The 26,699-nt window shown below is 54.0% G+C and carries 20 protein-coding genes, 1 tRNA gene and 1 pseudogene; 4 read left to right on the top strand and 18 right to left on the bottom strand.

The annotated features are described in order from the left end of the window. Positions 1–159: 159 nt before the first annotated feature. From QZR18_RS03695 to xerD, 9 genes are all read right to left on the bottom strand, one after another. A complete protein-coding gene (locus QZR18_RS03695; RefSeq protein ID WP_178707160.1) occupies positions 160–2,949 on the bottom strand; it encodes an N-acetylmuramoyl-L-alanine amidase in 2,790 nt (929 codons plus the stop codon). Between the two features lie 272 nt (positions 2,950–3,221). After that, positions 3,222–3,295: transfer RNA gene (locus QZR18_RS03690), tRNA-Pro, on the bottom strand. Positions 3,296–3,381: 86 nt separating this feature from the next. Beyond that, on the bottom strand, positions 3,382–4,095 hold the full coding sequence (cmk, locus tag QZR18_RS03685; RefSeq protein WP_178707163.1) for a (d)CMP kinase: 714 nt from the start codon (positions 4,093–4,095) through the stop codon (positions 3,382–3,384). Positions 4,096–4,097: 2 nt separating this feature from the next. After that, positions 4,098–5,219 carry a prephenate dehydrogenase gene (locus tag QZR18_RS03680; protein ID WP_178707166.1) on the bottom strand — a complete coding sequence of 374 codons (1,122 nt, stop codon included), beginning with the start codon at positions 5,217–5,219 and terminating at the stop codon, positions 4,098–4,100. 17 nt (positions 5,220–5,236) lie between these two features. Continuing rightward, positions 5,237–5,986, bottom strand: coding sequence for a pseudouridine synthase (locus QZR18_RS03675; RefSeq protein WP_178707168.1), 750 nt, complete (start codon positions 5,984–5,986; stop codon positions 5,237–5,239). Continuing rightward, a complete protein-coding gene (gene scpB / locus QZR18_RS03670; RefSeq protein WP_178707170.1) occupies positions 5,983–6,564 on the bottom strand; it encodes an SMC-Scp complex subunit ScpB in 582 nt (193 codons plus the stop codon). The genes QZR18_RS03675 and scpB overlap by 4 nt, the downstream gene beginning before the upstream one ends. After that, positions 6,561–7,349 (bottom strand): ScpA family protein, encoded by a 789-nt coding sequence (locus QZR18_RS03665; protein WP_178707252.1) that lies wholly within the window; start codon positions 7,347–7,349, stop codon positions 6,561–6,563. The genes scpB and QZR18_RS03665 overlap by 4 nt, the downstream gene beginning before the upstream one ends. Then, positions 7,339–8,205 (bottom strand): ParA family protein, encoded by an 867-nt coding sequence (locus QZR18_RS03660; protein ID WP_178707172.1) that lies wholly within the window; start codon positions 8,203–8,205, stop codon positions 7,339–7,341. Before QZR18_RS03660 ends, QZR18_RS03665 begins: the two co-directional genes overlap by 11 nt. Before the next feature lie 69 nt (positions 8,206–8,274). Further along, entirely contained in the window at positions 8,275–9,231 is a 957-nt protein-coding gene (xerD, locus tag QZR18_RS03655; protein ID WP_178707254.1) for a site-specific tyrosine recombinase XerD, read from the bottom strand. A gap of 128 nt (positions 9,232–9,359) precedes the next feature. Here xerD and tkt point away from each other — a divergent pair, with 128 nt between their 5' ends. Next, on the top strand, positions 9,360–11,441 hold the full coding sequence (tkt, locus tag QZR18_RS03650; protein ID WP_178707174.1) for a transketolase: 2,082 nt from the start codon (positions 9,360–9,362) through the stop codon (positions 11,439–11,441). Positions 11,442–11,451: 10 nt separating this feature from the next. Here tkt and QZR18_RS03645 read toward each other — a convergent pair whose 3' ends face one another. The 9 genes from QZR18_RS03645 to uvrC form a co-directional block, all read right to left on the bottom strand. Beyond that, a complete protein-coding gene (locus QZR18_RS03645) occupies positions 11,452–12,486 on the bottom strand; it encodes a YdcF family protein (protein ID WP_178707176.1) in 1,035 nt (344 codons plus the stop codon). 72 nt (positions 12,487–12,558) lie between these two features. Beyond that, the gene (secG, locus tag QZR18_RS03640; RefSeq protein WP_178707178.1) at positions 12,559–12,804 is read right to left on the bottom strand and encodes a preprotein translocase subunit SecG; all 246 of its coding nucleotides are present in this window, start codon (positions 12,802–12,804) and stop codon (positions 12,559–12,561) included. Positions 12,805–12,923: 119 nt separating this feature from the next. Continuing rightward, positions 12,924–13,703 carry a triose-phosphate isomerase gene (tpiA, locus tag QZR18_RS03635; protein WP_178707180.1) on the bottom strand — a complete coding sequence of 260 codons (780 nt, stop codon included), beginning with the start codon at positions 13,701–13,703 and terminating at the stop codon, positions 12,924–12,926. Between the two features lie 3 nt (positions 13,704–13,706). Further along, positions 13,707–14,900, bottom strand: a complete 1,194-nt coding sequence (locus QZR18_RS03630) for a phosphoglycerate kinase (protein ID WP_178707182.1) — start codon at positions 14,898–14,900, stop codon at positions 13,707–13,709. 107 nt (positions 14,901–15,007) lie between these two features. After that, positions 15,008–16,015, bottom strand: coding sequence for a type I glyceraldehyde-3-phosphate dehydrogenase (gene gap, locus QZR18_RS03625; RefSeq protein ID WP_034503387.1), 1,008 nt, complete (start codon positions 16,013–16,015; stop codon positions 15,008–15,010). Between the two features lie 184 nt (positions 16,016–16,199). After that, complete coding sequence (gene whiA, locus QZR18_RS03620) at positions 16,200–17,183, bottom strand: DNA-binding protein WhiA (RefSeq protein WP_178707184.1); 984 nt, start codon at positions 17,181–17,183, stop codon at positions 16,200–16,202. Positions 17,184–17,224: 41 nt separating this feature from the next. Next, positions 17,225–18,229, bottom strand: coding sequence for a uridine diphosphate-N-acetylglucosamine-binding protein YvcK (gene yvcK / locus QZR18_RS03615; RefSeq protein WP_178707186.1), 1,005 nt, complete (start codon positions 18,227–18,229; stop codon positions 17,225–17,227). A gap of 3 nt (positions 18,230–18,232) precedes the next feature. Next, the gene (gene rapZ, locus QZR18_RS03610) at positions 18,233–19,189 is read right to left on the bottom strand and encodes an RNase adapter RapZ (RefSeq protein ID WP_178707188.1); all 957 of its coding nucleotides are present in this window, start codon (positions 19,187–19,189) and stop codon (positions 18,233–18,235) included. Between the two features lie 59 nt (positions 19,190–19,248). Beyond that, entirely contained in the window at positions 19,249–21,261 is a 2,013-nt protein-coding gene (gene uvrC / locus QZR18_RS03605) for an excinuclease ABC subunit UvrC (RefSeq protein ID WP_178707190.1), read from the bottom strand. Positions 21,262–21,371: 110 nt separating this feature from the next. Here uvrC and glnA point away from each other — a divergent pair. The 3 genes and pseudogenes from glnA to QZR18_RS03590 all read left to right on the top strand — a co-directional run bounded on the left by glnA (position 21,372) and on the right by QZR18_RS03590 (position 26,677). Next, positions 21,372–22,797 (top strand): annotated as a pseudogene (gene glnA / locus QZR18_RS03600) (type I glutamate--ammonia ligase). A gap of 73 nt (positions 22,798–22,870) precedes the next feature. After that, entirely contained in the window at positions 22,871–24,730 is a 1,860-nt protein-coding gene (locus tag QZR18_RS03595) for a long-chain fatty acid--CoA ligase (RefSeq protein WP_178707192.1), read from the top strand. Positions 24,731–24,763: 33 nt separating this feature from the next. Beyond that, the gene (locus QZR18_RS03590; protein WP_178707194.1) at positions 24,764–26,677 is read left to right on the top strand and encodes a long-chain fatty acid--CoA ligase; all 1,914 of its coding nucleotides are present in this window, start codon (positions 24,764–24,766) and stop codon (positions 26,675–26,677) included. The last annotated feature ends 22 nt before the right edge of the window (positions 26,678–26,699 follow it).

Genomic DNA, 26,699 nt, shown 5'->3' with positions numbered 1-26,699 from the left:
GCCGGGGAGGCCACACCACTAGTTTTACCTACACACATTCAAGCGAGCTCAATCATCTGTTTCTTTGGAAAGCTCGATTTTATAGCTGAAGATTGTGCTCATATACGTCCCTTCTTGCGTGTAGGCCACTACTGCCTCATCGACGCTGTCAGGGCTTTGTTATGAGGCGATTTTACCGCCCTCAAAGTACTGAACTCGAGTGCCTGCGGACCAGAATTCATCACTGGTGGGATACCCATAGCTTCCGCGTTCGTATCCAGCTTGGCCGTACGTTGTAAAGATCTGTCCACGCACAAAGTGCGAGCCGCTTGTTGCGCTCCAGTAGGCAGTGCCCTTGTCGAAAACTTGGAAGACTCCCTTACCTGAAGGCGTCTCAGCTGTAGTCGCAACGCCCAAGAAGCGTGCACCGCCAAGATCTCGATATGCGTTTGCAATACCAGTTCCGTAGCGCAAGACATAGGTTCCCCCACTCGCGCTCCATGTGATGACGCCGCCTTCAAACTCCTGCGCGCGACCGGAGCCTGCCGAGTACTCATCACTAACGGGGAAACCTAGGAAACCGCGTTCGTATCCTTTGCTCCCATAGGCGTTGAAGATCCCCGCCCGTACGAAATGAGTACCGCCTTGAGGCGTCCAGTATGCCGTTCCATTATCGAATACTTGGTAGACGCCCTTACCGGAACGGGTCTCGGAGGTGCGCGGTAAACCGACAACTTTTACCCCGCCAATTTCGCGGAATGCATTTGCAATACCAGTGCCATAACGCAGGGTGTAGGTGCCGGAAGATGAGGAGGTAATAACACCACCTTGGAATTCCTGAATGCGCCCCGAATTCGTGGAGTATTCGCTGCTTAACGGATAGCCTAGTGAGCCGCGTTCATACCCTGCTTGTCCGTATGCTTTGAAGATTTCTCCGCTTACAAAGTGGGTACCACCTTCCGCTGTCCAATAAGCGGTCCCCTTTTCGAACACTTGGAAAACACCGCTACCAGAACGAGTCTCATCGGATGTAGCAGTACCCAAAGCCTTCGCGCCACCTAATTCAATAAAAGCGTTAGCAATACCAGTGCCATAGCGAAGCGTATGGCTACCAGCATTTTGAGTCCATGTAACTGTTCCACCTTGGAATTCTTGCGCGCGTCCAGAGCCTGCAGGATACTCATCACTCGTTGGAAATCCTAAGAACCCACGTTCGTAACGGTTATCACCGTATGCGCGGAAGATTGACCCGGACACAAAATGGGCGCCAGTCTTTTCGGTCCAGTAAGCAGTTCCTTGGTCAAACAGCTGGTAGACTCCGGGAGCACTTGCTTCCTCATCCGACTTGGGATTACCCATGAGTGACTTATTGCCATTCCACAGACCCCAAATCGCGCCTTTTACAGTGTAGGAAGCCGATTGATCGTTCGTTGAGCTCGCGTCAATCCGGGGAGCCTGTGCCCCATTTTGTGCAATCTGACGAATTGTCGGAAGCTTCGAGTATCCGGCATCTCCTGGGCAACTCGTCGGATAAGTGTCTCGATGGCCGGAAATACGGGCAAGATCGATGTAAGTACCTGCTCGATACCTTGGGTTCGATCCCCTGGGCCTAAAGCCTGCAGACTCGGACATATTCGACACTCCTGCACGCCTTAACTGCCATCCTGCAAGAGCGCCCACGGTGTTCAAGGTTGCCTGCGAGGGAGCTTCGGATTGATAGGTTCCCATCATCGAGATCCCCATCGTGCCGGAGTTAAAGCCTTGATCGTGGGCGCCAGCAACCATCTTGCCAGCCGGCGAAGAAAGTGTCCCTTTTCGGCCTTCAAACGCACGTCCCCATTTATCGACGAGGAAGTTATAACCGATATCTCCCCAATCAAGAGTCACTGCATGGTAGTGGTAGATCCCCCGGACAATGGATGCAGATTGATCCATGGAGTAGTTATTTGTCCCGGCAGTGTGGTGAACAACAACATGGCTCGCTGCGAAGTACTCCGGATCCCAGTCAAGGTAGGATTCATTCGCTCCCCAACCGCTCCTGCTCGTTACAGCAACGGGTAGCCCGTTGGGCTGAACAGTCGTGGGGAAAGCGTGACTGAGCTGAGCACCGCTGCGTCCGATTGCGCTTCCGCTACCGACTCCCGGATAAACAGACTCTGTTGGTTCCTCGTAAGTGTCCCCGCTTGATGCAGGGGATGGCGATTCAGCTGCTGGCTCTTCGCTCTTGCTGTCAGCCTCAGCGTCCTGCTTGGACTGAATAAGCGAAGTTAAATAACTCTCTTCGGCCTGCACGGACTCTGGATTAATATCTGTGCCTTCTGCAGCCGTTGTCACAACATCGTCTTCTGCCAGTGTTGTTTCGCCCTGCGGGTTATCGGGAATCATTGCGACTTCGAGATCAGCTGGAAGCTCATTTTCATTCCCAGTTACGCGAATTTGGATCGCGTCAGCTCCTGCGGTAATGAAAGGATCGGTACCACCGCGCGCTTGGGTGCCATCGGCGTGATCTTTTCCAGCTCCTCCATCATTATCAGTCAGGTACCACTGGCTCCACCTGCCATTCTCACGAACCCGAATAAACATTTGGGTATTGGCAGAAAGCTCGGATTGCCCACTCCAGGACAGACCAGTGACCATGAAAGGATCGACAGAGATGGGCTCGGTCAAGATTGCTGCATTATCACTAGGATCAAAAGAAGATGTGCCCTGGGACTGCAGTGTGGTGCGTGAGAAACGTTTTAAAGAATGTCCGTTTCCAATTCCGACATTCTCGAGGCCTGCCTGGGCAATGCGGGTAGGTTCACCTTGCGAACGCGTGAGAGTGATCTTTTGTACGGGCCGTTCGCTACTTGTTGTCGTCCCTGTGAGAGCGATCTGGTGATCACCAGTAGGCGCATTTGCCAAGGCTGTGCCTTGTGGGAACACAAGGCTTAAGAATGCAGCACTTGCAGTCAGGGAAACTACTCGCATAAATAAACTCCGTCAGTGATGATGGTTAGTCACTTTTGTAACACTATACATATTCGCCACATTGGTAACATCATAAAGTGCACTCATTCACAGCATTTCTTCAGTGATTTTCGTTGAATATGTGCGAACATCTCACAGTTCGTAGGAATTGCGCAGCCGTTTTGTCTGAGATCAGAGTGGAAGCTAGAGCCGTCAATTGGGCGTAAAACTTTACGCGAAAAGGAGCCTGAAAATAAAAAAATCAGGATCGGAAAACCGATCCTGATTACCTGTCGGGCTGGCGGGATTTGAACCCGCGACCCCTTGACCCCCAGTCAAGTGCGCTACCAAACTGCGCCACAGCCCGTTCGATCACCTAAATTTTGGCGACTCGGATAGTCTAGCCTAAGTCCTACCGAAAATTCCAATTGAGTACGGCGACCCCCGTCACATTCAGTTGTGCTTCCCACTCATGCCTGCGGGGAGAAGCGAAATAACCGCCTCCAAGACCCCGTCAATATCAAGATCCGAGGTATCAACCAGTTCAATTCCAGGGCCAGGGTTCGTAAATTCGCTGACGGTTGAATCAGCGGCATCACGATCAACAATCTGAGAACGAACCTTTTCTAGGCTTTCAGGGCTGTCATCACCAAATAACTCCTTAGCCCTCCTCTTCATACGCGCAAGCGGTGAAGCAACAAGCAAGACTCTCAAATCGGCCTCAGGGTATACAACGGTGGTGATATCGCGTCCTTCCGCCACCATTCCACTTCCGTTAGCACTAGCTTCGGCCATGCGTTGACGCTGATGCTCGACCATCCAAGCGCGAACTAAAAGGTTCGTCGAAATCTTTGCGACGGCCTCGGAAACGGTGGAGGTTCGGATTAACGAAGTAACCTCCCGGTTTCCAACAAAGAAATGAGGATCATCAGGATTCGAATCCGCGTGAAGATCAAGAGAAGGAAGCAAGGCAGCAACAGCGTCGTGATTGTCTAAATCAACACCTGACTCTAAGGCAATAAGAGTCAATGATCGATACATCGCCCCGGTATCGAGGTAACCAATGCCCAGGCGACGAGCAAGTAATTTAGCAATCGTTGATTTGCCAGAACCTGCAGGTCCGTCAATTGCAATCGTCAGGCCGTGAGGGGAAAGATCATCTAACATAATTAATCTCCACTTCCGGTATTCCACCCGCGTTCCTGCAGCTGGCAAATGGTCGAAGCAACGATCGATGGATCGAGACTGAGGCGGGCGACACCCATTGGAGCGCCGGCAGAGTGTTCTAGGGCGAAATCTTCGATATTCACACCGATCTCACCGAGATCAGCGAAAAGTCGACCGAGAGAGCCAGCAGTATCAGGAACAAACACATCGAGAACGACGTAACGGGTCGGTGCCCCACCGTGTTTACCCGGAATTCGCGCGACTCCCCTATTGCCCTGATCCATCACTCGATAGACAGCTCCAACGCTTCCGCCTTCAAGTGGGCCTTCGTGTGCGGCGGCATCCAAATGCGAAATCAGATCATCAAGGTCTTCGCGAATGTCCTTCAAGACCTTGACAACGGGGCCAGCATTGCCCGCTAAAATTGCAGTCCACAAACGAGGATCGGAGGCGGCAATTCGAGTTGTATCCCGAAGACCCTGTCCAGAAAGCGAAAGCGCCGAAACAGGGGCATCAGCAAGCCGAGCAGCAAGCATTGACGAAACCAATTGGGGTACGTGAGAAATTAACGCAACGGACTGATCGTGCGTCGAAGCATCCATCTCAATGGGAAAGGCCCCCACATCCCCCGCAAGTGAACGAATCCGCATCACTGCATCAGGAGATGAAGTCGGGCTAGGAACAATGACCCATGGCCTGCCGTAGAAAAGATCTGCATCTGCAGCACCTGCACCACTACGCTCGCGACCCGCCATCGGATGAGAACCTACGTAGCGGCTTGTGATATCAAGGCCGCGGCGCTCTGCTTCCTCGACAACTCCCTCAAGGACAGCCAACTTTACGGAAGCAACGTCGCTGACGACGGCCTCGGGATATCGAATCAACGCATCCACAACACAGACATCAGCAACGTCAGGAGGGGTAGACACGATCACCAACGACGGCGAGCAGTGATCCTCTGGACCAATCAGAGTACCGGCACCCAAATCCTGTGCTAAGCGTCCAGCCGTTGGTGAGGAATCACGAAGAAAAACTTCGACTCCCCCACTACGAAGCGCAAGCGCAAGAGAAGTGCCCAAAAGACCCGTGCCGATAATCAGGACGGGACCGCGGGTCGTACTCACGTGTGATGGCACGGGACTCACAAACCAACTGCGTCATAGAGAGCAGCAAGCTGCGGTCCCTTGACACGACGCATCGTTCCGGGCTGTAGGTGTTCGAGGCGAATGGGGCCAAACTTCGTACGAACGAGCTCACGAACTGGGTACCCCACCTCATCCATCAGACGGCGAACAAGACGGTTACGTCCTTCATGGACGATGATTTCAACAGTTGTGATATCACCGTAAGTTTCCATGGTGCGGAAAGAATCAACCGCAATTGGACCATCTTCCAATTCAACGCCTTCGAGCAGACGACGGCGGACACCCGGCTTAACCTCGCCGTGAACACGTGCAATATAGGTCTTAGGAATTTCGTAAGAGGGGTGGGTCAGTCGGTTCGCTAGCTCACCATCATTCGTCAGCAAAAGCAGCCCAGAAGTATCGATATCCAAGCGACCCACGTGATACAGACGTTCCGGGTAATCAGCAACAAGATCCGCTAGCGTCGGACGTCCCTCCGGGTCTGACATGGTCGAGACCATACCAACAGGCTTATTGACAGCCATGACGATCGGGCGGTTCTCTTCCAAGATAATTCTCTTACCGTCGACGTGAATGGCTTGACGCCTGGGATCAACACGCATACCTTGCCCGCGAACCACCTTGCCGTCAACTGAAACACGGCCTTGGGCAATAAGCTCTTCTGCTGCCCGCCGAGAAGCCACCCCCGCACGTGAGAGCACCTTTTGCAGGCGAATACCGTCTTCACTATAGGAATCGTTTCTCACAGTGTCTCCTCAAGTTCGTCCAGCTCGTCCGAAGCCGGAAGGTAGGGGGCTAATGGCGCCAATTCATCAAGGGAATTCATTCCCATTCGTTCAAGAAATACTTGGGTCGTTCCATACAAACGAGCCCCAGAAGAAGATTGGCCAACTTCCTCAATGAGTTCGCGTGCACACAAGGTTCGAACCACCGCATCAACATTCACGCCGCGAATTTGAGAGATCCTCGCACGCGAAATCGGCTGACGATAGGCAATAACCGCAAGTGTTTCCAGAGCAGCTTGTGACAGTTTAGATTGTCCCGACCCAACAATAAACTGGGACACAAGCGACTCCCAGCGAGGAGAAGAATAAATCCGCCATCCTCCGCCTAGACGCCGAAGTTCAAATCCGTGTTCACGGCCACCAGAGTGTCCACTGTATTGCGCAGAGAGTGCCTCAAGCACGTGCTCGACATCTTCGGCTGACACATTGAGAACACCTGCAAGCTGTTGAGCTGTAACTGGCTGATCGACAACCATCAAAATTGCTTCGATGGGAGCGAAGAGAAGTTGAGTCTCAGCAAGATCAAGTGCATCGCTCATACGTCCTCCTCCCATTCATCGACCTTTGGGTCATTTCCATTCCATACGAGTTCCAGTGTTGAAAGAGCCTCTTCCTGCTGGAACTCAATAGCTCGGCGCCTGTACAACTCTAAGATAGCGAGGAAACGCGAGACAACAACAGCCGTATCGCGCGCGTCCGAGATGAGCTGAGAAAAGGTTGCATGGCCATGAGCGCTTAGGTATGCGATGACGACCTTTGCTTCCTGAGCAACCGGAACTGCAGCTGAATGGAGGTGCGTCACTTCGACAGTCGGCGGTTGGGCGCTGAGCGCGTCCGCACATGCACGAGCAAGATCCTCGGCGCTTACTTCCCATCGAAGTTCCGGAAGAAGCCGAGTGAATTGAGGTTCAAGCGCAACGCTGCGCGGGATTAAACCCACATGGGCCTCAAGCCGTTGTGCGATCTCCCCCGCCGCAAGCTTGAATGCCCGATATTGAAGCAAACGACTGAAGAGCAGATCACGTGCCTCAAGGTCTTCACTACTCAGCGAGGATTCCTCTTCATAATCAGGAAGCAAACGCGCTGCCTTCATATCCAATAGAGTCGCTGCTACGACAAGGAATTCACTGGTCCGTGAAAGATCAGGAAAGGCATGCATATGCGCAATGAACTCATCGGTCACCTCGGCGAGGGCAACCTGAGTGATATCGAGCTTCTTCCGAGAGATCAATTGGAGCAGAAGGTCAAAAGGACCTTCGAAGACTTCAAGCGAAACTTGAAAATCATCAAGTGCCGCTTGAGTCCCGTCATATTCAGGCGACATCTCCACGCGCGATGATCTCTCTGGCCAAACGTCGGTAGGAACGCGCGCCCGGGTGGTTCGGCGCGTAGCTGGTAATTGGCACCGTCGCGACTGAAGCATCAGGGAACTTCACAGTACGCGCAATCCGTGTTGTGAAAACAAGGTCACCGAAGGCCTCGTCGAGTCGCTCCAATACCTCACGCGAGTGCAAGGTGCGGGTATCAACCATCGTCGCTAGGATTCCATCGATCTTCAGGCGCGGATTAATTCGATCGCGCACTGTTTCAATGGTTTCGACCAGCAATGCGACACCGCGAAGAGCAAAAAACTCTGCTTCCATAGGAACAATCACGCCGTGCGCCGCGGTCAAGGCATTGACGGTGAGTAGTCCGAGCGAAGGCTGGCAGTCAATCAAAATGACGTCGTAGTCATCGACGACTGGTCGAAGAACACGCGAGAGCGCTGATTCTCGCGCAACCTCGTTAACCAGCTGCACTTCGGCAGCCGAAAGATCGATATTCGCAGGCACGATATCGAGGCCGGGAATTGAGGTGTGGCACAGGGCCTGATGAACATCTTCCTTCGGATTCATCAGGAGGTTATAGATTGTGTGTTCCATCTCCAGGGTATTGATGCCCAAGCCGACAGATGCAGCGCCTTGAGGATCAAAGTCAACAATGAGAACACGACGTCCATATTCAGCAAGCGACGCTGCAAGATTGATGGTCGTCGTTGTCTTTCCAACCCCACCTTTTTGATTACACATCGCAATAATGCGTGCAGGTCCATGCCCGGTCAGTGGTGCCGGGACGGGGAAATCATTATCTTCGTTGGCAGGAAGATCCCCGGTAAGCGTTGGCTGAGATGGATTCGTCACGTATTCCATCTTAGTGCATTGCTCCATACAATTCCGCCCTACCCCACTTAATTTGTGCGCTCGCTTGTCTTATTGGGAGTCCGAGGCCGAGGTTGTGATAGCACGTGGATCGAGCTGCGCGCGCGGATGGGCAGTTCGGTACATTTCTTTAAGAGTCGCGATCGTCACCTTGGTATAAATTTGCGTCGTTGAAACAGAGGAATGCCCAAGCAATTCTTGTACGTCGCGGATATTCGCTCCGCCTTCTAATAAATGTGTGGCAAAGGAATGCCGCAGGGTGTGTGGAGAAACGGGGACCTGAAGCTGCGCACGAGTTGCCGCGCGTTGAATGATATCCCAAGCAGACTGACGTGAAAGTGCGCCTCCCCTATTGTTGAGGAAGACGTTTGGACACCCTTTCCCCTTTGAAGAAAAGAAGGGGCGCGCACGCACAAGATAGGCTTCAAGAGCCTGTTTCGCCATCGATCCCAAGGGAACAAGTCGTTCCTTACGTCCTTTTCCAAACAGACGAATAATCGGAAGTTCTTCATTAAGGTCTAGGTCATCAATTGCCATTGAAACGGCCTCGCTGACGCGGGCACCCGTTGCGTAGAGGGTCTCGAGCAGGGCTCGATCACGAAGGGAACGCGGATCATCTCCGGTACCTGCTGCCTCCAGCAAGGCTTCGACTTGATCGACTGTTAGAGCTTTTGGAAGGTGTTCAGCAACCTGAGGAACACGAACTTGGGCGCTGGGATCTTGAGCACTGAGGCCTTCTCGAAGTGCGTATTTGTGGAAGGAGCGAATCGCCGCTAACGCGCGCGCCACAGAGGAGGGGGCTGCAGCATGTCCGTCTTTTGCCTCGCTGAGTGATGCAAGAAAGTCTTCAATCGAACTCTCAGTGATCTGATCGCATTGTTCAATGCCGTGTGCTTCTTGGAAAGCACAATATTTTTGTACGTCGCGCCGATAGTTGGAGACAGTATGCGGGGATGCCCCCTTCTCCACACTCAGGAAAATGAGCCATTCTTCCTGAACACGCTCCATTTGTTTAGCCACGGGGTTATTGTATTTGCGCCCCACTGATTTGCTGCATATTCGCTGTTCGAGCGCGGCGAGCGGCTACACTTAACCCTGCAGGGAAGCCATCTTACCGATTGCCAGGAGGTCCAATCGTGCCCGCGTCTTGGAATGAGCTCGATAGCCGCGCTATTTCCACCGCCAAAATTCTCGCCGCTGATGCAGTTGAACGTGTCGGAAATGGACACCCGGGAGCAGCGATTTCTCTTGCTCCTGCGGCGTATGCGCTCTACCAGCATCACCTTCACCTTGACCCATCAGACCCGCACTGGTTGGGCCGAGATCGTTTCATTCTTTCATCGGGCCACTCTTCACTGACTCAATACCTGCAGCTCTATCTTGCGGGAATGGGCGTCGAACTTGAGGACCTGAAAGCCCTGCGTACCGAAGGCGCACTCACTCCCGGGCACCCCGAGTTCGGGCATACCCCGGGAGTTGAGCTCACGACAGGACCGCTGGGAACCGGTCTTGCTTCTGCTGTTGGTTTCGCAATGGCAGAACGTTTTACCCACGGTCTTCTTGATCCCGACACTCCTCATGGTCAGTCGATTTTTGATCACTGTGTGTACGTCATTGCCGGTGATGGGTGTCTTCAAGAAGGTGTATCAGCGGAGGCCTCGTCTCTTGCGGGAACACAAAAGCTCGGCAATCTCATTGTTTTATGGGACGATAACCGCATCTCGATCGAAGGCGACACCGATATCGCATTCAGCGAGGATGTTCTCAAGCGCTACGAGTCCTACGGTTGGCACATTCAGCGTGTGGACTGGGTGAGTGAGGATGGCTCCTACGTCGAAGACGTTCAGTCCTTGGATGAGGCTTTGGCAGCCGCTCGTGACAACACTGAACAACCATCAATCATTGCGCTTCGGACGATTATCGGATGGCCCACTCCCGAAAAATCTAATACCGGGGGAATCCACGGTGCCAAGCTCGGTGAAGAGGCACTTCGCGGTTTAAAGAGCGCATTGGGAGCCGATCCGGATGCTCACTTTGCCGTCGACGAAGAGGCCGTTGCGCATTCTCGCAGGCAATTTGCTCAGCGTGCACAAACACTGCGCGACCAATGGGATCAGCGCTTCGAAGAGTGGAAGAAAGCGAATCCGCAGCGAGCGGCTCTTCTTGAGCGCCTTCGGCAGGGAGAACTTCCGGAAGGTTGGGAGAAGGCCCTCCCCGAATTCCCGGCGGGAAAGGCAATCGCAACCCGCTCGGCCTCGGGAAAGGTACTGAACGCTATCGCACCGGTACTTCCTGAACTTTGGGGTGGCTCCGCTGACCTCGGTGGGTCAAATAACACCTTCCTCAATGGATTCACGTCATTCCTCCCGGAAGGAACCTACTCGCGTTCCTTTGAAGCTGATCCATACGGCCGTAACCTCCACTTTGGTATTCGCGAATTTGCGATGGCCTGCGCGATGAACGGTATCGCGGCTGATGGTCTCACCCGTGTGTATGGCGGCACTTTCTTCGTGTTCTCGGACTTCATGCGCGGCGCGGTTCGCCTTGCCGCTCTTATGGACCTTCCGGTCACCTATGTTTGGACGCATGATTCGATCGGTGTAGGCGAAGATGGACCTACACACCAGCCAATCGAACATCTTGCTTCCTACCGTGCGATTCCGAATCTCGCAGTGATTCGTCCTGCGGATGCTGCCGAGACCGTCCAGGTATGGAAGAACATTCTCGAGCAGCATCATCCTGCAGCTTTGGTCTTAAGCCGACAAAATCTTCCTAATCTCGCCCGTGGCGAAGGAAACGAGCTTGCTGATGCTCAAGGTGTTGCTCGCGGTGCCTACATTCTTGCCGATTGTGAAGGCACTCCCGAGGTCATTTTGATGGCTACGGGTTCAGAGGTAGCGCCTACTGTGGAGGCTCATCGCCTGCTGAAGGCTGAAGGGATTGCTTCGCGCGTGGTCTCGGTTCCGTGCCTTGAGTGGTTTGAGAGCCAGGACGAGGCCTACCGCGAGTCGGTCCTCCCCTCGGCGGTTCGTGCCCGTGTGGCTGTCGAGGCCGGGATTGCACTTCCTTGGTACCGCTGGGTTGGCGAGGCCGGACGGATCATCTCCCTCGAGCACTTTGGCGAGTCTGTGGACGGTGCCCGGCTCTTTGAGAAGTACGGATTCACGCCTGAGAACATCGCGGCACAGGCGCGCGAAAGTATCGCTGTCGCTCGCTGAGTACGCCATCCTACTGATTGGGAAAAAGGATCCCCAGTAGGTGACCTAAATACGGCGCAAGAACACTGGCTGCCCAGATCATCGTAATGATGACGTAGGGTAGCCAGTGTTCCTTTGTAATAGCAATAAATTCGCGGATAAACGCTGTTGGAAAGTAATATCCAGCTGTCTTCGAACCGATGCCGTCACCCTTAAGTCCAACTTTTGAAGCATAGAGTGCCGTGCGGAAAACATGGTAGTCAGAGGTGACAAAGGCGCAGCGGTATGTTCCTAACCCTTGTGCATCCAGAAGATGCTTGGCGAAAAGAAGATTCTCCATGGTTGTCGTCGAGCGATCTTCAAGAAGAATTGAGTCCTGCGGGATACCGCTCGCAGTTAAATAGCGGGACATGGCTTCAGCTTCGGAAATGACCTCATCACTCCCCTGCCCACCCGAGGGAACAAGGATCGCACGTGCGCCCTGAGCTTTCCAAAGCTCCACAGCTTTATCGATTCGTCCTTTGAGCAGGGGTGTCGGCTCCTCTCCCCTGAGTCCAGCACCATGAATGATGATGTAATCAAAGACGCGTTTCCGGGGAAGCTTGCGGTAGAACCAGGAATAAAGCAATAGCGCAACAAAGCTGAAGAAAAACCACATGCCCAAAACACAAATTAACGCGGCAAGGGATAGCGCAACACTTGATCCCCTGAAGCGACCGAGCACAAGCGGAAGGCCAACAAGCCACGCGATGATCGCCACAGCAAGCAGAAGCGGGAGCAAAGTAGGTAAAGAAACGCCTTCGCGCCTCATCACACGAACACCGTTAACAACCAAGAAAATGATGGTCACAATAGGTGCTAACGGAACAAGTAAAACAAGGAACAGGGTCAGACTTGAGCTATACGAATAAAGGAAGACGACACCAATAAGACTGAGAACGAGAAGAAGGAAGAAGATCGCGTTCTTAAACTGCCGAGGTTCCCTGTGATAGGACCAAGCGAAAAGACATCCCCAAAGAACGACAGGGAACCAGATGACAAGTTCTTCTACAAGGACGCTGAGCATAGTTTCATGCTACTCCGGTGTGAATACACAAACGCCGCGCTTTCCAAAAGCGCGGCGTTAAAAGACTTCCGTTCAGGAGGCAAACTTCATCAGCACTCCCATACCGATGATGCTCACGACCCAAATCAGGAGGATTGCCAAAGTAATTCGGTTGAGGTTCCGTTCTGCGACACCAGAAGAACCGGCAGAAGAAGAAATTCCGCCACCGAACATGTCGGAAAGGCCGCCACCCTTACCCTTGTGCATCAGAATCGTTAGGGTCAGCAAAATGCTGGTCAGAGCGATGATCACGATGAGTGTAATGTTCAGTGCCGCCACGTTCGATTTTCCGATTCTTTCAGAGACTTCAACGGTTTGTAGTCTAGCGAATAATGCCTAGGTAAGGCCAACTGGGCACCGAAGTGTTGCGTACTTCGGTGCCCAGAGCCTTTAAAGGATCACAGCTCCTGGAAGCGAGCCATCGCAGCGAAGGAGTCTGCCTTCAACGATGCGCCACCAACAAGTGCGCCATCAACATCGGGCTGGCTCATGAGCTCCTTGATGTTTCCGGGCTTTGCCGAGCCGCCGTAGAGAATACGGGTGGAGTCAGCAGTCGCGTCGCCATAGTCGGCGCGCAGTGCCTCGCGGATTGCACCGCAAACTTCCTGTGCGTCGTCTGCAGTTGCGGTCTCTCCAGTGCCGATTGCCCAAATGGGTTCGTAGGCGATAACAATCTTCGCGACCTCGTCGGCAGTGAAGCCTTCGAGTGCTGCGCGAACCTGACCAAGAACGAACTCGACATGGGTTCCAGCTTTACGAACCTCAAGGGCCTCGCCACAGCACAGGATTGGGGTCATGCCAGCATCAAATGCCTTGCGGGCCTTTTGGCCAACAAGCTGATCGGACTCGCTGTGGTATTCACGACGCTCGGAGTGGCCAACGACCACGTAGCTGCAGCCGAGCTTGGTCAGCATCTCAGAGGAAATCTCACCGGTGAATGCACCATTATCGTGGACAGAGATGTCCTGTGCGCCGTACTTAATCTGAAGATCATCGGCATCAACAACGGTCTGCACGGTACGAAGATCGGTGAAGGGAGGAATCACCAAAACCTCGCAACGCGAGTAGTCAAAGTTGTGATCAGAAAGTTCCATGGCCAAGCCCTGGACCAGGTGATTTGCCTCGAGGTGATCGAGGTTCATCTTCCAGTTACCTGCCATCAAAGGGGTACGTGTCATTGTTCAGTCCTCCAGTACTGCAATACCGGGCAGAACCTTACCCTCGAGCAGCTCGAGAGAGGCGCCACCACCGGTGGAAATGTGAGAGAAAGTAGATTCGTCAAAGCCGAGGTTACGAACGGCAGATGCGGAGTCTCCACCACCAATGACGGTGAACGCGGTTCCTTCGCTCATTGCACGTGCGACTGCCTTTGTCCCCTCTGCGAATGCGGGGAACTCGAAGACGCCCATGGGGCCGTTCCACACAACGGTCTTTGCAGAAGCAATTGCTTGAGAGAAAATCTCTTGGGTCTTCGGACCAATATCGAGGCCCATCTGATCCGCGGGAATCGCATCAGCGCTGACAACGGTTGCGGGTGCGTCTGCTGCAAACTCAGGTGCAACGACGGTGTCGACGGGCAGAAGAAGCTCGACACCATTCTTCGCGGCGGTCTCCATGTAGCCCTGAACCGTGGGAATCTGATCCGCTTCGAGAAGAGACTTACCAACTTCGTAGCCCTTTGCAGCCAAGAAGGTGTAAGCCATGCCGCCGCCGATAATCAGCTTGTCAGCCTTGGACAGCAGGTTCGCAATAACTCCGAGCTTGTCTGAAACCTTAGAACCACCGAGGACGACGACGTAGGGACGCTCGGGATCATTAACGGCCTTGCCCAAGGACTCGATTTCCTTGACAACAAGAAGACCAGCGGCGCTAGGAAGAAGCTTGGCAACATCGTAAACCGAAGCCTGCTTGCGGTGAACAACACCGAAACCATCGGACACAAAAGCATCGGCAAGAGAAGCGAGCTGTGCAGCGAAGGCTTCGCGCTCTGCATCGTCCTTCGAGGTTTCTGCAGCGTTGAAGCGAACGTTCTCAAGAAGAACGATCTCACCGGGCTTTGCAGCTTCAACAGCAGCGTGTGCTCCTTCACCGACGGTGTCGGGAGCAAGAGTGACCTTGACGCCGGTCAGCTCTGCAAGGCGGTGGGCAACGGGTGCAAGCGAAAATGCGGGATTGACTTGGCCCTTAGGACGTCCAAGGTGAGCGGCAATGATGACCTTTGCACCTGCATCCAAAAGAAGCTTGATCGTCGGAAGTGCCGCGCGAATACGGCCGTCATCGGTAATGTTCTGGTCAGCATCGAGGGGAACATTGAAGTCCGAACGAAGTAGAACGCTCTTACCGGAAAGATCACCCAGGCTATCAATTGTCCTCATGGGATTCTCCTTAAATTAACGAAAAATTGAGAGGCTAGCGAACTGGGCCCGCATACGCTTTCACGTACACGGGCCCAGTAACTAGCAGATCATGCTCTATGCGAGGATCAGGCCAGCTTGGAGCCAACCAGCGAGGTCAGGCGAACGAGAGCGTTCGAGTAGCCCCACTCGTTGTCGTACCAAGAGAGAACCTTCACCAGGTTGCCGATGACCTTGGTCTCGGTTGCATCGAAGATCGAGGTGTGGGGGTTGCCCACGATGTCGGTCGAAACGATCGGATCTTCGGTGTACTCGAGAACGCCCTTGAGCTCGCCCTCAGCAGCGGCCTTAACGGCAGCCTGAATAGCCTCAACCGAGACCTCCTTGCTGGCGACAAAGGTTAGGTCGGTCAGCGAACCGGTCGGGGTGGGGACGCGGACTGCAAGTCCGTCGAACTTGCCCTTGAGCTCGGGCAGAACCAGAGCAACAGCCTGAGCCGCACCGGTCTTGGTGGGGATCATGTTGAGGGCTGCTGCACGTGCACGACGCAGATCCTTGTGGGGGGCGTCGAGAACGCGCTGGTCGCCGGTGTAGGAGTGGATGGTGGTCATGATGCCACGCTCAATACCGAAGTTCTCGTGGAGAACCTTGGCCAGAGGAGCAAGGCAGTTGGTGGTGCACGAAGCGTTGGAGATGATGTTCATGGTGGCGGGATCGTAATCGCCATCGTTCACACCCATAACGAAGGTGCCGTCAACGTTCTTTGCAGGCGCCGAAATGACAACCTTCTTTGCGCCGGCTGCAATGTGTGCAGCTGCCTTCTCACCATCGGTGAAGAAACCGGTGGATTCGACGACAACCTCAACACCGAGCTCGCCCCAAGGCAGGTCGGCAGGATCGCGCTGTGCGAGAACCTTGATGTGCTTTCCGTCAACGATAATGCCCTCATCATCGTAGGAAACCTCACCATTGAAGCGACCCATAATCGAGTCGTACTTCAGCAGGTGTGCCAGAGTCTTATTGTCGGTCAGATCGTTAACTGCAACGACCTCGAGGTCTGCGCCCTGCTCAATTGCAGCGCGGAAGAAGTTACGACCGATGCGGCCGAAGCCGTTAATGCCAACGCGGGTGGTCACTGTTGTCCTCCTGCTTGTGCCCCCTGCGGGACACGCTTTCTGTATCAACCATGAAGATGCGGTTTGCATCTATGGCCCGCAGTGCTCTGCGGTTCCAGTACCTCTAATCTACACCTTCACGGTCCAAGATGAGGGTGAACTAAGTCCTTAGAGATCTGGCCCACATTATGCTGAAAGAGAGATCTCAGTCACCGTCGAGCATGTCTAAAGTCAAGGCCGATTCAGTATCGGGAATACCCCGTTCATGCGCGACCTTATCGGCCATAGCTAAAAGACGGCGAATACGGCCTGCAACCGCGTCCTTTGTCAGCGGCGGATCGGTATGTTTGCCCAGCTCTTCAAGGGAAGCCTGCTTGAACTGAATACGCAACTCCCCCGCTTGCCTGAGGTGATCTGGAACATCGTCGCCCAAAATCGCAAATGCCCGCTCAACTCGCGCTCCGGCCGCTACAGCGGCACGAGCGCTACGACGGAGGTTCGCATCGTCAAAGTTTGCTAAGCGGTTGGCTGAACCCCGGGCCTCGCGACGCTCACGCCTCTGCTCCCAGGCAACATGAGTAGCAGGTGCACCCAGCGCGCGGATAAGCGCACTAATGGCCTCGGAATCACGAGCAGTGACGCGATCAGATCCGCGCACTTCCTTTGAACGAACAGTAGCTCCGAGCTTACGTGCGAGTCCCACCATCGCGAGTGCAACCTCGGGTCCCGGGCATGTAATTTCCAAAGATGACGAACGTCCAGGCTCAAGAAGAGAACCGCGGGCAAGGAACGCACCGCGCCACACAGCTGCGGCTTCATCTTTCCCGGAAGCAACCAGGGTCGCAGGGAGCCCGCGCACTGGCCTTCCCGCCCCATCGACGAGGCCGGTGAGTCGAGCAAGTTCATCTGCTCGGTGCACGACACGTACGACGTAGCGCTTTCCTCGCCGTAACGACGAACCTGAAACTACAACGACAAAGGACTCTACGTTGTACAAGCAGGTCAGGAATGCGCGAAGACGGCGTACGGCTACGGAAGAATCTAACTCCGCTTCGATAAGGATCCGACCACCCACGAGGTGTAGGCCACCTGAGAAACGAAGAATTGCACATACCTCCGCGGCCATCGCAGATTGCGAGGGAACCGCGCTACGCGCTAATTCATCTTTCATATCCGATGTGAGGGACACCTTGTCTCCTTATGTCAGGGTGCACGGGAACGAGGAAGATTTTACGGGAGCCAGGTTTCGCTGCGGCCAACTTCGCCCAGAAAACCATCAAAAGCATCACGTAATGCTGCAGCAAGTCGTAAAGGATCATGATGGGCTTCACCATCACCAGTGCGAACCTGACGCAAAAGTACACGCGCGCCAAGAGCATCGGCAGCCTCGGCAAGATCATCAATATCGTCAGTTGTTGTCGGATCAGCGATCACTACATCCAGTTTGAAACTGGGAGCGTATTGAGCGATCGCTCGGACGTGATCAGCGGTTGTCATTGATTCTGTTTCACCACGCTGACGTTCAAGGTTCAAAATGAGTGCGCGGTGAGCTTCGGTCGTCACAAGTGCACGATGAAGATCAGGAACCAGTAAGTGCGGAATTACCGAGGTGTACCAAGAACCAGGGCCGAGAACAACCCAATCCGCTTCGGAGATTGCATCGGTGACTGCCGCTGGAACTCTTGGTTCTTCTGGGCTGAGGCGTACTGCCTCAACATCACCCGGTGCAATTGCGACCTTAGATTGCCCTTTAACGGTGTAGTGCCGGCCGTTATCATTCATATCCGCTTCAATACTCAGCGGGTCTATCGACATCGGGAGAACACGCCCCTGCGCTCCCAAGAGACGGCCAACAAAATCGAGGCCTTCTACCGGGTCGTCAAGAAGCTGCCACAATCCAGCAATCACAATATTGCCGACTGCATGACCATCCATCGGACCACTGGTCTTTAAGCGCATCTGGAAGACATCTCGCCAGGTCAAACCCCACTCAGTTTCTTCGCATAAAGACGCTAAAGCCATGCGTAAATCGCCGGGGGGAAGAATCGGCATTTCTGCCCGAAGGCGGCCCGAAGACCCACCGTCATCAGCAACGGTGACCACGGCTGTGAGCTGACGCGTAATGTGTCGCAGTGCGCGAAGAGTAGCGGATAGTCCGTGTCCACCACCTAGAGCGACGACACGGTTATTCGATTCGCCGCGCTGCATCCACCCAGCAGCATCAACGTAGGTCATCGACTATTCCTTTCCCATATCGCGATGCATGATTCGCACATTGAAACCATGCTCGCGCAGCCTGCGGGCGATGAGCTCTGCGCTCGCCACTGAACGGTGCTTCCCGCCCGTACACCCAACTGCAATTGTTGTGTAACGCTTGAGTTCACCAATATACCCCTTCAGCATGGGTGCAAGAAGATCAGCGTAACCAACAACGAAGTCGCGAGCACCCGGCTGGGACAGGACGTAATCTGCAACAGGTTGGTCTTTACCCGTCAAATGACGCAATTCATCAACCCAGTAGGGATTCTTTAAAAAGCGCACGTCAAGAACGTGGTCAGCATCCAAGGGGAGACCGTGCTTAAAACCAAACGATTCAACGGTGATACGAAGCGGCACATCGCCAGCCTGAGCAATAACATCACGGATATGACGTGTCAGGTCATGAACGGACATCCTGGACGTGTCAATAATCGTATCTGCGAAACGACGTAGAGGAGCAAGCGCGCGCTCTTCGGCTGTAATTCCGTCAAGAAGAGTTCCGTCTCCCTGAAGCGGGTGAGGGCGGCGATTTGATTCATAACGCCGGACAAGAGTGTCCGGCGAGGCCTCGAGGAAGATTACCCGATAGGCAACCCCCAACTCTTTAAGCTGTTCAAGGGCGCGAGCAAAATCAGCAAAGAACTCACGTGAACGCACATCAACGACGACAGCCAGTCGGTGGACTCCCCCGCCGTCGGGGCTCATCATGCCAACCAGCGCTGGCAGCATTGCCGGTGGAAGATTGTCGACGACGTACCAATCAAGATCTTCAAGTGCACGGGCGGCACCGGTACGTCCTGCCCCTGAGCGACCGGTGATGATCACGACCTCGTTGCCGCCCTCATCAGGAGCATCGGAGGCAATCTGATCGAGAAGTGGGATACCTCCGGGCACAGTTTCCTGCGAAGTGTCGGGTGGGATCGGAGTTTCGCTCATACCCCTATGGTGCCATTGATCAGCGAATCTTTCCCGGTTTTACCTCAGGCAGTTTGGTGCTACTGCACAAGCGGAAGATCTGGATTAAGCGCTTGCCAAATTGCACTTCCCAGGGCGGGGCCGATCCCACTCACTTGTGCAATTTGTTCGGGTGTGGACTCGCGAATCTTTTTAACGGAACCGAAGTGACGTAAGAGTGCCTTCTGCCGAGAAGGACCAACTCCTGCAATTCCGTCTAAAACTGAGCGCTGCTGATTCTTCGCGCGCCGTTTCCTATGCGCTGTGATTGCGAAGCGATGGGATTCATCTCTAAGGTACTGAAGCATATAGAGAGCTGCAGAGGTGCGCGGGAAGATCAGCGGGAACTCCTCGCCGGGAATCCACACTTCTTCCAGCCTCTTTGCAAGACCGATCAGGGGAATATCAATTCCCATTGAGTCTAAAGCGTCGCGGGCAGCATTAACCTGCGGCAAACCTCCATCAACAACTACTAAATCTGGTCGATACGAAAAGCGTCGTGGGCGTCCGCTCGCATCAACCGGTCCGGACTCAAAGGCGATACCTTCCTCATCTTCACCATCTTCGCCATTTTCTTCAGCAAGGAGCCTACGGAATCGGCGTCGAAGGACTTCGTCCATTGCAGACGTGTCATCGGGCGTTCCCTCACCATTTTCACCCTGAATGTTGAAGTGGCGATACGCGTCTTTCCTTGGCACTCCATCTTCAAAGACAACCATTGAACCGACCTGAAGCTGCCCCTGCGTGTGAGAGATGTCGTAGCACTCGATACGCAAAGGAGACGCGGGAAGATCGAGGTATTCAGCAAGCTCGTCCAGCGCCTGACCGCGTTGGGCAAGATCGCCACTTCGACGAGTCTTATGCAGAAGCAACGCCTGCTTGGCATTTTCTTTAACGGTCTCCATAAGCTGAGCCTTCGGACCACGTTTGGGGACATGAATGTCAACCGCCGCTCCCCTTTTTTCTGAAAGCCACTCGGCGATTGTGCCCCTTTCAGTAGGCATCACACTCACCAAAATCTCACGCGGAACCGCACGAGTCGGCGTATGAATGACATCGTCGACTGATACTGCCTGAGCCTGTTCAATGCCTCGTTTTGTTCCCTGAGGAACATCCGGTAGTTCGGAATAGATCTGTTCGAAGAGTCTGGCCATGAGTTCAGCTTCACCGGCATCGTCGTCGCGTGAAACTACCCATCCTCGAGTACCACGAATACGACCACCACGAACGTGGAAAACATGTACCGCGGCGTCAAGCTCATCGCTCACTAAGGCGAAAATATCGGCGTCAGTTCCATCGTTTAAAACCATCGTGTTGCGTTCAAGAACAGTCTCTAGTGCACGCAGATCATCACGTTTCTTTGCGGCCGTTTCAAAATCGAGCTCAGCACTAGCTTGCCGCATTTCAGACTCGACTTGACGCAGGATAGGGCTTGCCTTTCCCTCAAGAAAGTCGCACATCGACTGAGCTAAAGCACGATGTTTTGCTTGAGAAATGCGACCAACGCACGGCGCCGAACACTTGTCAATATACCCGAGGAGGCATGGACGTCCTTGAGCTTGCGCGCGGCGGAATACCCCGGCAGAACAGGTTCGGACGGGGAATACACGGATGAGGAGTTCAATGGTGTCGCGGATAGCCCAAACTTTCGTATACGGACCAAAGTAACGTGTGTCTTTCTTACGCGCTTCTCGGGTGACCTGAACCCTAGGGAACCGCTCCCCCATGCTCACAGCGAGATACGGATAGGACTTGTCATCCTTGAACATCACGTTAAAACGGGGATTGAATTCCTTGATCCACGTAAACTCGAGGGTGAGCGCTTCAATCTCGTTACGTACAACAGTCCACTGCACCGAGGCCGCGGTCGTCACCATTTTCTGGGTACGTGGATGAAGATTTGCAAGGTCTTGAAAGTAATTAGTCAGACGCGCTCGAAGGCTCTTTGCTTTTCCAACATAGATGACTGCACCCTGTTCATCGCGAAACCTATAGACCCCTGGGTCTGTCGGGATCTCGCTTGTTTTCGGTCGATAAGTCGAAGGATCAGCCACGCCCCTAGCCTAACCGCGCTATCAATGTGATGCTTGCTCTGCATGGCATTAGAAAACTGTTGGTCTGAGGTTTATCATTTCTTGAAGGTATCGCTGTGGAAAGGTTTGCCATGTTTACCCAGGCTCAAGAGGTTATCGACTTCATTGAAAAGGAAGAAATTGCGTACATCGACGTACGTTTCTGCGACCTTCCAGGAGTCCAACAGCACTTCACTATTCCCGCCAGCGAGCTTCAAGCTTCGGTCCTCAAAGATGGACTGATGTTCGACGGCTCGTCGGTTCGCGGCTTCACACAGATTCACGAATCAGACATGAAGCTGATTCCAGATATTACCTCAGCCTTCGTCGACCCTTTCCGCGCTAATAAGACACTCGTCATCATTTTTTCCATCGTCGACCCATTCACTGATGAGCCTTTCTCACGCGACCCTCGACAAGTTGCCGCGAAGGCCGAGGCCTACCTGCGCTCCACTGGCATCGCAGACACCTGTTACATCGGCGCAGAGGCAGAGTTTTTCGTCTTCAACGATGTGCGTTACCAAGTAAGCCCTCAATCGACCTTCTACGCACTTGACTCTGACGAGGCCTACTGGAACACAGGACGCACAGAGGAAGGTGGGAATCTGGGATATAAAGTCGCACCTAAGGGCGGTTATTTCCCCGTCTCCCCCAGCGATGACTTCACCGATCTTCGCGATGAGATGTCTAATCTCCTGACCGAGGTTGGACTGAAGCTTGAGCGTGCACATCACGAGGTCGGCTCGGGCGGCCAGCAGGAGATCAACTACCGCTTCGATACCTTAACAACTGCCGCAGACGACATGATGAAGTTTAAGTACGTCATTAAGAACGCTGCGCGTGCTGCGGGGCTGTCGGCGACCTTCATGCCCAAGCCGCTATTTGGTGATAACGGTTCTGGAATGCACACGCACCTTTCCCCTATGGAAAGACGGCGAGCCTCTCTTCTATGACGAACGAGGCTACGGTTCTCTTTCCGATACCGCCCGCTGGTTCATTGGTGGGCTTTTGGAGCACGCGCCTGCATTGCTTGCCTTCACAAACCCTTCGGTCAATTCCTTCCGCCGGCTTGTACCCGGCTTTGAGGCGCCGATTAACCTGGTCTATTCGGCACGTAACCGCAGCGCCTGTATTCGCATTCCCGTAACTGGTACTTCGCCTGCCGCGAAACGGGTCGAATACCGCGTTCCTGATCCCAGCGCGAACCCCTACTTATCTTTCTCTGCCTGTCTCATGGCGGGTATCGACGGGATCAAACGCCGTATCGACCCAGCCGCACCCATTGATAAGGACCTCTACGAACTTCCGAGCGCTGACTACGACTCCATTGCGAAGCTTCCCTCCAGTTTGGAAGCGGCTCTTGAGGCACTTCGTCATGACTATGAATTCCTCACCGAGGGAGACGTCTTTACTGAAGACCTGATCGAAACCTGGATTAACTATAAAGAAACGGTGGAGATTGCCCCAATGCGCGCCTACCCGCATCCTTACGAATTTCAGCTGTATTACGATCTGTGAGCTAGATAGCCGCCATTAGACGCTATATTCATAGTGTCTGCTCGTGTAACTGCAGGTCCGAAACGGAGACATCATGAAACGCATGCGTGACGGTTCGTATACGATCAAGCCGAAATTCAAGCTCTCTTCGCACGAGCTGCTCCCCGACCTGCTCGCTGCACGAGCCTCTGCCCATCCGGATCAGGTCGTCATCGAGACACGTTCCTCCGTTGGTGCAACCCGTAATATCACTGCTACAGAACTTCAACGTCAGGTTGAGTACATCTCCTGTGGACTTGTCGGCCTTGGTATTGAAGCGGGAGACTCGGTCGCGATTCTCGCTTCCACATCCATGGAATGGCTACTGCTAGACCTTTCTCTTCTCTCGATTGGTGCTGTTACGGTCCCAATCTATGAGTCTGATTCGGCCGCACAGATCCACCACATCCTCGAAGATGCCCATGTCGTTCAAGTGTTTACTGCGACGACACAACAGGCAGAACTAGTTCGAAGTGTCGCCCCCACTTTCACACGTTCCATCGACAGTTTCGATCAGGGAGCATTGCGAACCATCGCTCGCGCTGCCAAACATGTGTCGATAGACGACGTTAAAACTCGCCGTTCGTCACTGGACTCTTCATCGATCGCAACAATTATCTATACCTCCGGAACTACCGGAGTTCCCAAGGGAGTTGTTCTCACCCACGCAAACTTCCTGGCGACGATTGCGGGCGCACGTCAGGTTGTTGGCGATATCATTGACTCTCCTGATACACGTCTGCTCCTCTTCCTTCCGGTCGCACATGTTCTTGCACGCCTCGTGATGCACCTCGTGCTTTCTGGAGCGGGTGTCCTTGGATTCTCGCCAAATATTAAGAATCTCCTCCCCGACATTCAGGCTTTCAAGCCCTCTGTTCTGCTTGTTGTACCGCGTGTGCTCGAAAAGGTCTACAACGCCGCTTCCGCGAAAGCCGGGGGCGGAATCAAAGGCAAGATGTTCGCATGGAGCGCCAAGCAGGCGCGCACATATGCACTTGCGCAAGAACGTACTTTCGGGCCTTCCCTACTGAAGAAGGCACGCCACGGCATTGCCGATGCACTTGTTCTAAAGAAAATCCGTTCCATTCTTGGCCCGAATCTTCGCTACATCGTTTCCGGTGGGGCTCCTTTAGCCACCGACCTTGCCCAGTTCTACGCGGGCATGGGTATCACACTTCTCCAGGGGTACGGTCTCTCCGAGACAACCGGACCGATTGCTGTTCAGCATGTTGGAAAGAACCCCGTAGGCACTGTGGGCCTGCCGCTTCCGGGAAACTTCATCAAGATCGCAAAAGACGGAGAAATCCTCGTCAAAGGCCTTTCAGTCATGCCCGGCTACTACCACTTGCCTGAGCAAACTCACCAGGTTATGCCCGATGGCGAGTGGTTCCATACCGGTGATTTAGGGTCTATCTCAAAGAGCGGCCAGCTTTCAATTACCGGACGAAAGAAAGAACTCATCGTCACCGCAGGTGGCAAAAATGTCTCTCCTGAGGTTTTGGAAGATTCACTGGCAACTCACCCCTTAATTGCAAACGTCATTGTTGTTGGCGACCAGCGGCCATTTATCGGTGCGCTCTTTACCCTTGACACTGAGATGCTTCCAGATTGGCTGCGTAAGCACGGACTTCCCCGTTGCTCGCCACTCGAGGCCGCCCAGCTTCCCGAAGTACAAGCTTCACTCCAACGCGCAGTAGACCGCGCCAACAAGGCAGTCTCTCGCGCGGAGTCCATTCGCAAATTCCGAATCATTGATGCGAGCTTCACTGTCGAAAACGGCTACGTGACTCCCTCGATGAAGCTTCGTCGTGGAAAAGTACTGCATGATTTCGCAGATGAAGTCGACGAACTTTACGGTGGTCCAGTTGAATCTGCCCCGGCAAAGCGCCGGCGCTTCTTCCGACGTGCGCGATAGACGCTGAACTCAATTCAACCGAAAGGGATACTCATGACAGTACGCAGGCTTGCTGATGGCTCTTGGGAAGCGATTGCAACTCGCGAGGCGAGCCCCGAGATGAATCTGCCATCGATGCTGCGCCTGCGAGCTCAAGAGCATCCTGGGCAGGTCGCAATCGAGCGTCGCTCACCTGTAGGCACTTGGCGACCGGTTACCATCGATCAATTCCTTTCGGATGTTGATTCGATTGCTCGAGGCCTCATCGCCCTGGGGCTCGAAGCAGGTGAGCACCTTGCGATTTTGGCGCCCACATCGTACGAGTGGGCTCTCATTGACGTTGCCGCTCTGTCCTGCGGTGCGATCACCGTCCCGATCTACGAAACTGATTCTGCCGTCCAAATTGAGCACATCCTCAAGGACGCAGATATCCGCATTGTCATTACCGCGACGACTCAGCAGGCCGAACTTGTTCAGTCCGTCAAGACAGATTCGGTTCGTCATCTCCTCTCGCTTGATAAGGGAGCTCAGCGAGAGCTTGCCCAAGCCGGACTCGACGTTCCAATCGAAGAAGTGCGCCTGCGGACCGAGGCCGTCAACCTTGAGGATGAAGCCACTATTATTTACACCTCCGGAACCACAGGGGTCCCCAAAGGCGTTGTACTCACACATGGGAACTTCATCAGCCCCATGCTTCAGGCCTACGATTTTCTTCCCCTTCTCATCAATGACCCGCGCTCTCGTTCGCTGCTATTTTTGCCCGTGGCTCACGTACTTGCACGCTTTGTCATGTACTGCTTGCTCTCGGGACAGGGAGTTGTCGCCTTTTCGCCAGATACACGCAACCTGGTTGATGATATTGCGACCTTCAAGCCCTCAATGCTTCTGGTTGTCCCACGCGTCTTGGAGAAGGTCTATAACGCGGCATCAGCCAAGGCCGGCGGCGGTTTCAAGGGGCGAATGTTTTCCTGGGCAGCAAAGCAAGCACGCGCCCTTTCGCAGTCGCGCGCCTATGTGGATACTCCTCTTCCCGAGTCCTTAGTTGCTGGTCCCCTACCAGACACCACGCCCGTGCCCGATGCCTCGGCGATTCCATCTCCCGGCCCTTCCGCTCTATTAAAGATTCGCGGGCGTGTTGCTGACGCATTGGTTCTGTCGAAGGTCAAGGCAATTCTTGGACCAAACCTTCATACGATCATCTCTGGAGGCGCTCCCCTCGCCCTCGACCTTGCAAACTTCTACCGAGGCCTCGGACTGACCTTGCTCCAGGGATACGGACTCTCCGAAACTACCGGTCCCATCAGCGTCGAGATCCCCCAGGATTTCCCGCCGGATAGTGTTGGTTTCGTATGGCCCGGTAACCAGGCGAAACTGGCCAGCGATGGGGAACTTTTAGTCCGCGGAATTTCAGTTTCCCGCGGTTACCATAACCTTCCCGAGGCCACTGCCGAGGCCTTTGTCGATGGCTGGTTTAAGACCGGGGATCTTGCCTCGATTGATGACCGAGGCCACGTCCGTATCACTGGCCGCAAGAAGGAGCTCATTGTCACCGCAGGTGGGAAGAATGTCTCCCCCGAAATTTTGGAAGATGCCCTTTCAACCCATCCGTTAATTGCAAATATCATTGTTGTTGGTGACAATCGGCCATATATCGGAGCACTGATTTCGCTCGACACGGAAATGCTTCCAGAATGGCTGCGCGCCCATGGACAACCTGTTGTCGATGCGGCTCAGGCTGCAGAGCTACCCGCAGTGCGTGAGTCTCTAGAACGTGCGATTGCGCGGGCAAATAAGCAAGTTTCACGGGCCGAATCAATCCGTCGCTACCGCATTGTGAACGCAGCCTTTACTGTTGAGAACGGGTATATGACACCATCATTGAAACTCAAGAGGCGCCGGGTTCTTGCTGATTTTGCGGATGAGGTTGAAGCGCTTTATGAATCGGGAACAACTCCCGAAGCACAGTAACCTCTGTCAAGGTCACAGTGTT

The organism is uncultured Actinomyces sp. (assembly GCA_900541895.1).
Lineage (GTDB): Bacteria > Actinomycetota > Actinomycetes > Actinomycetales > Actinomycetaceae > Pauljensenia.
This window is presented reverse-complemented; position numbering and strand designations above follow the sequence as displayed.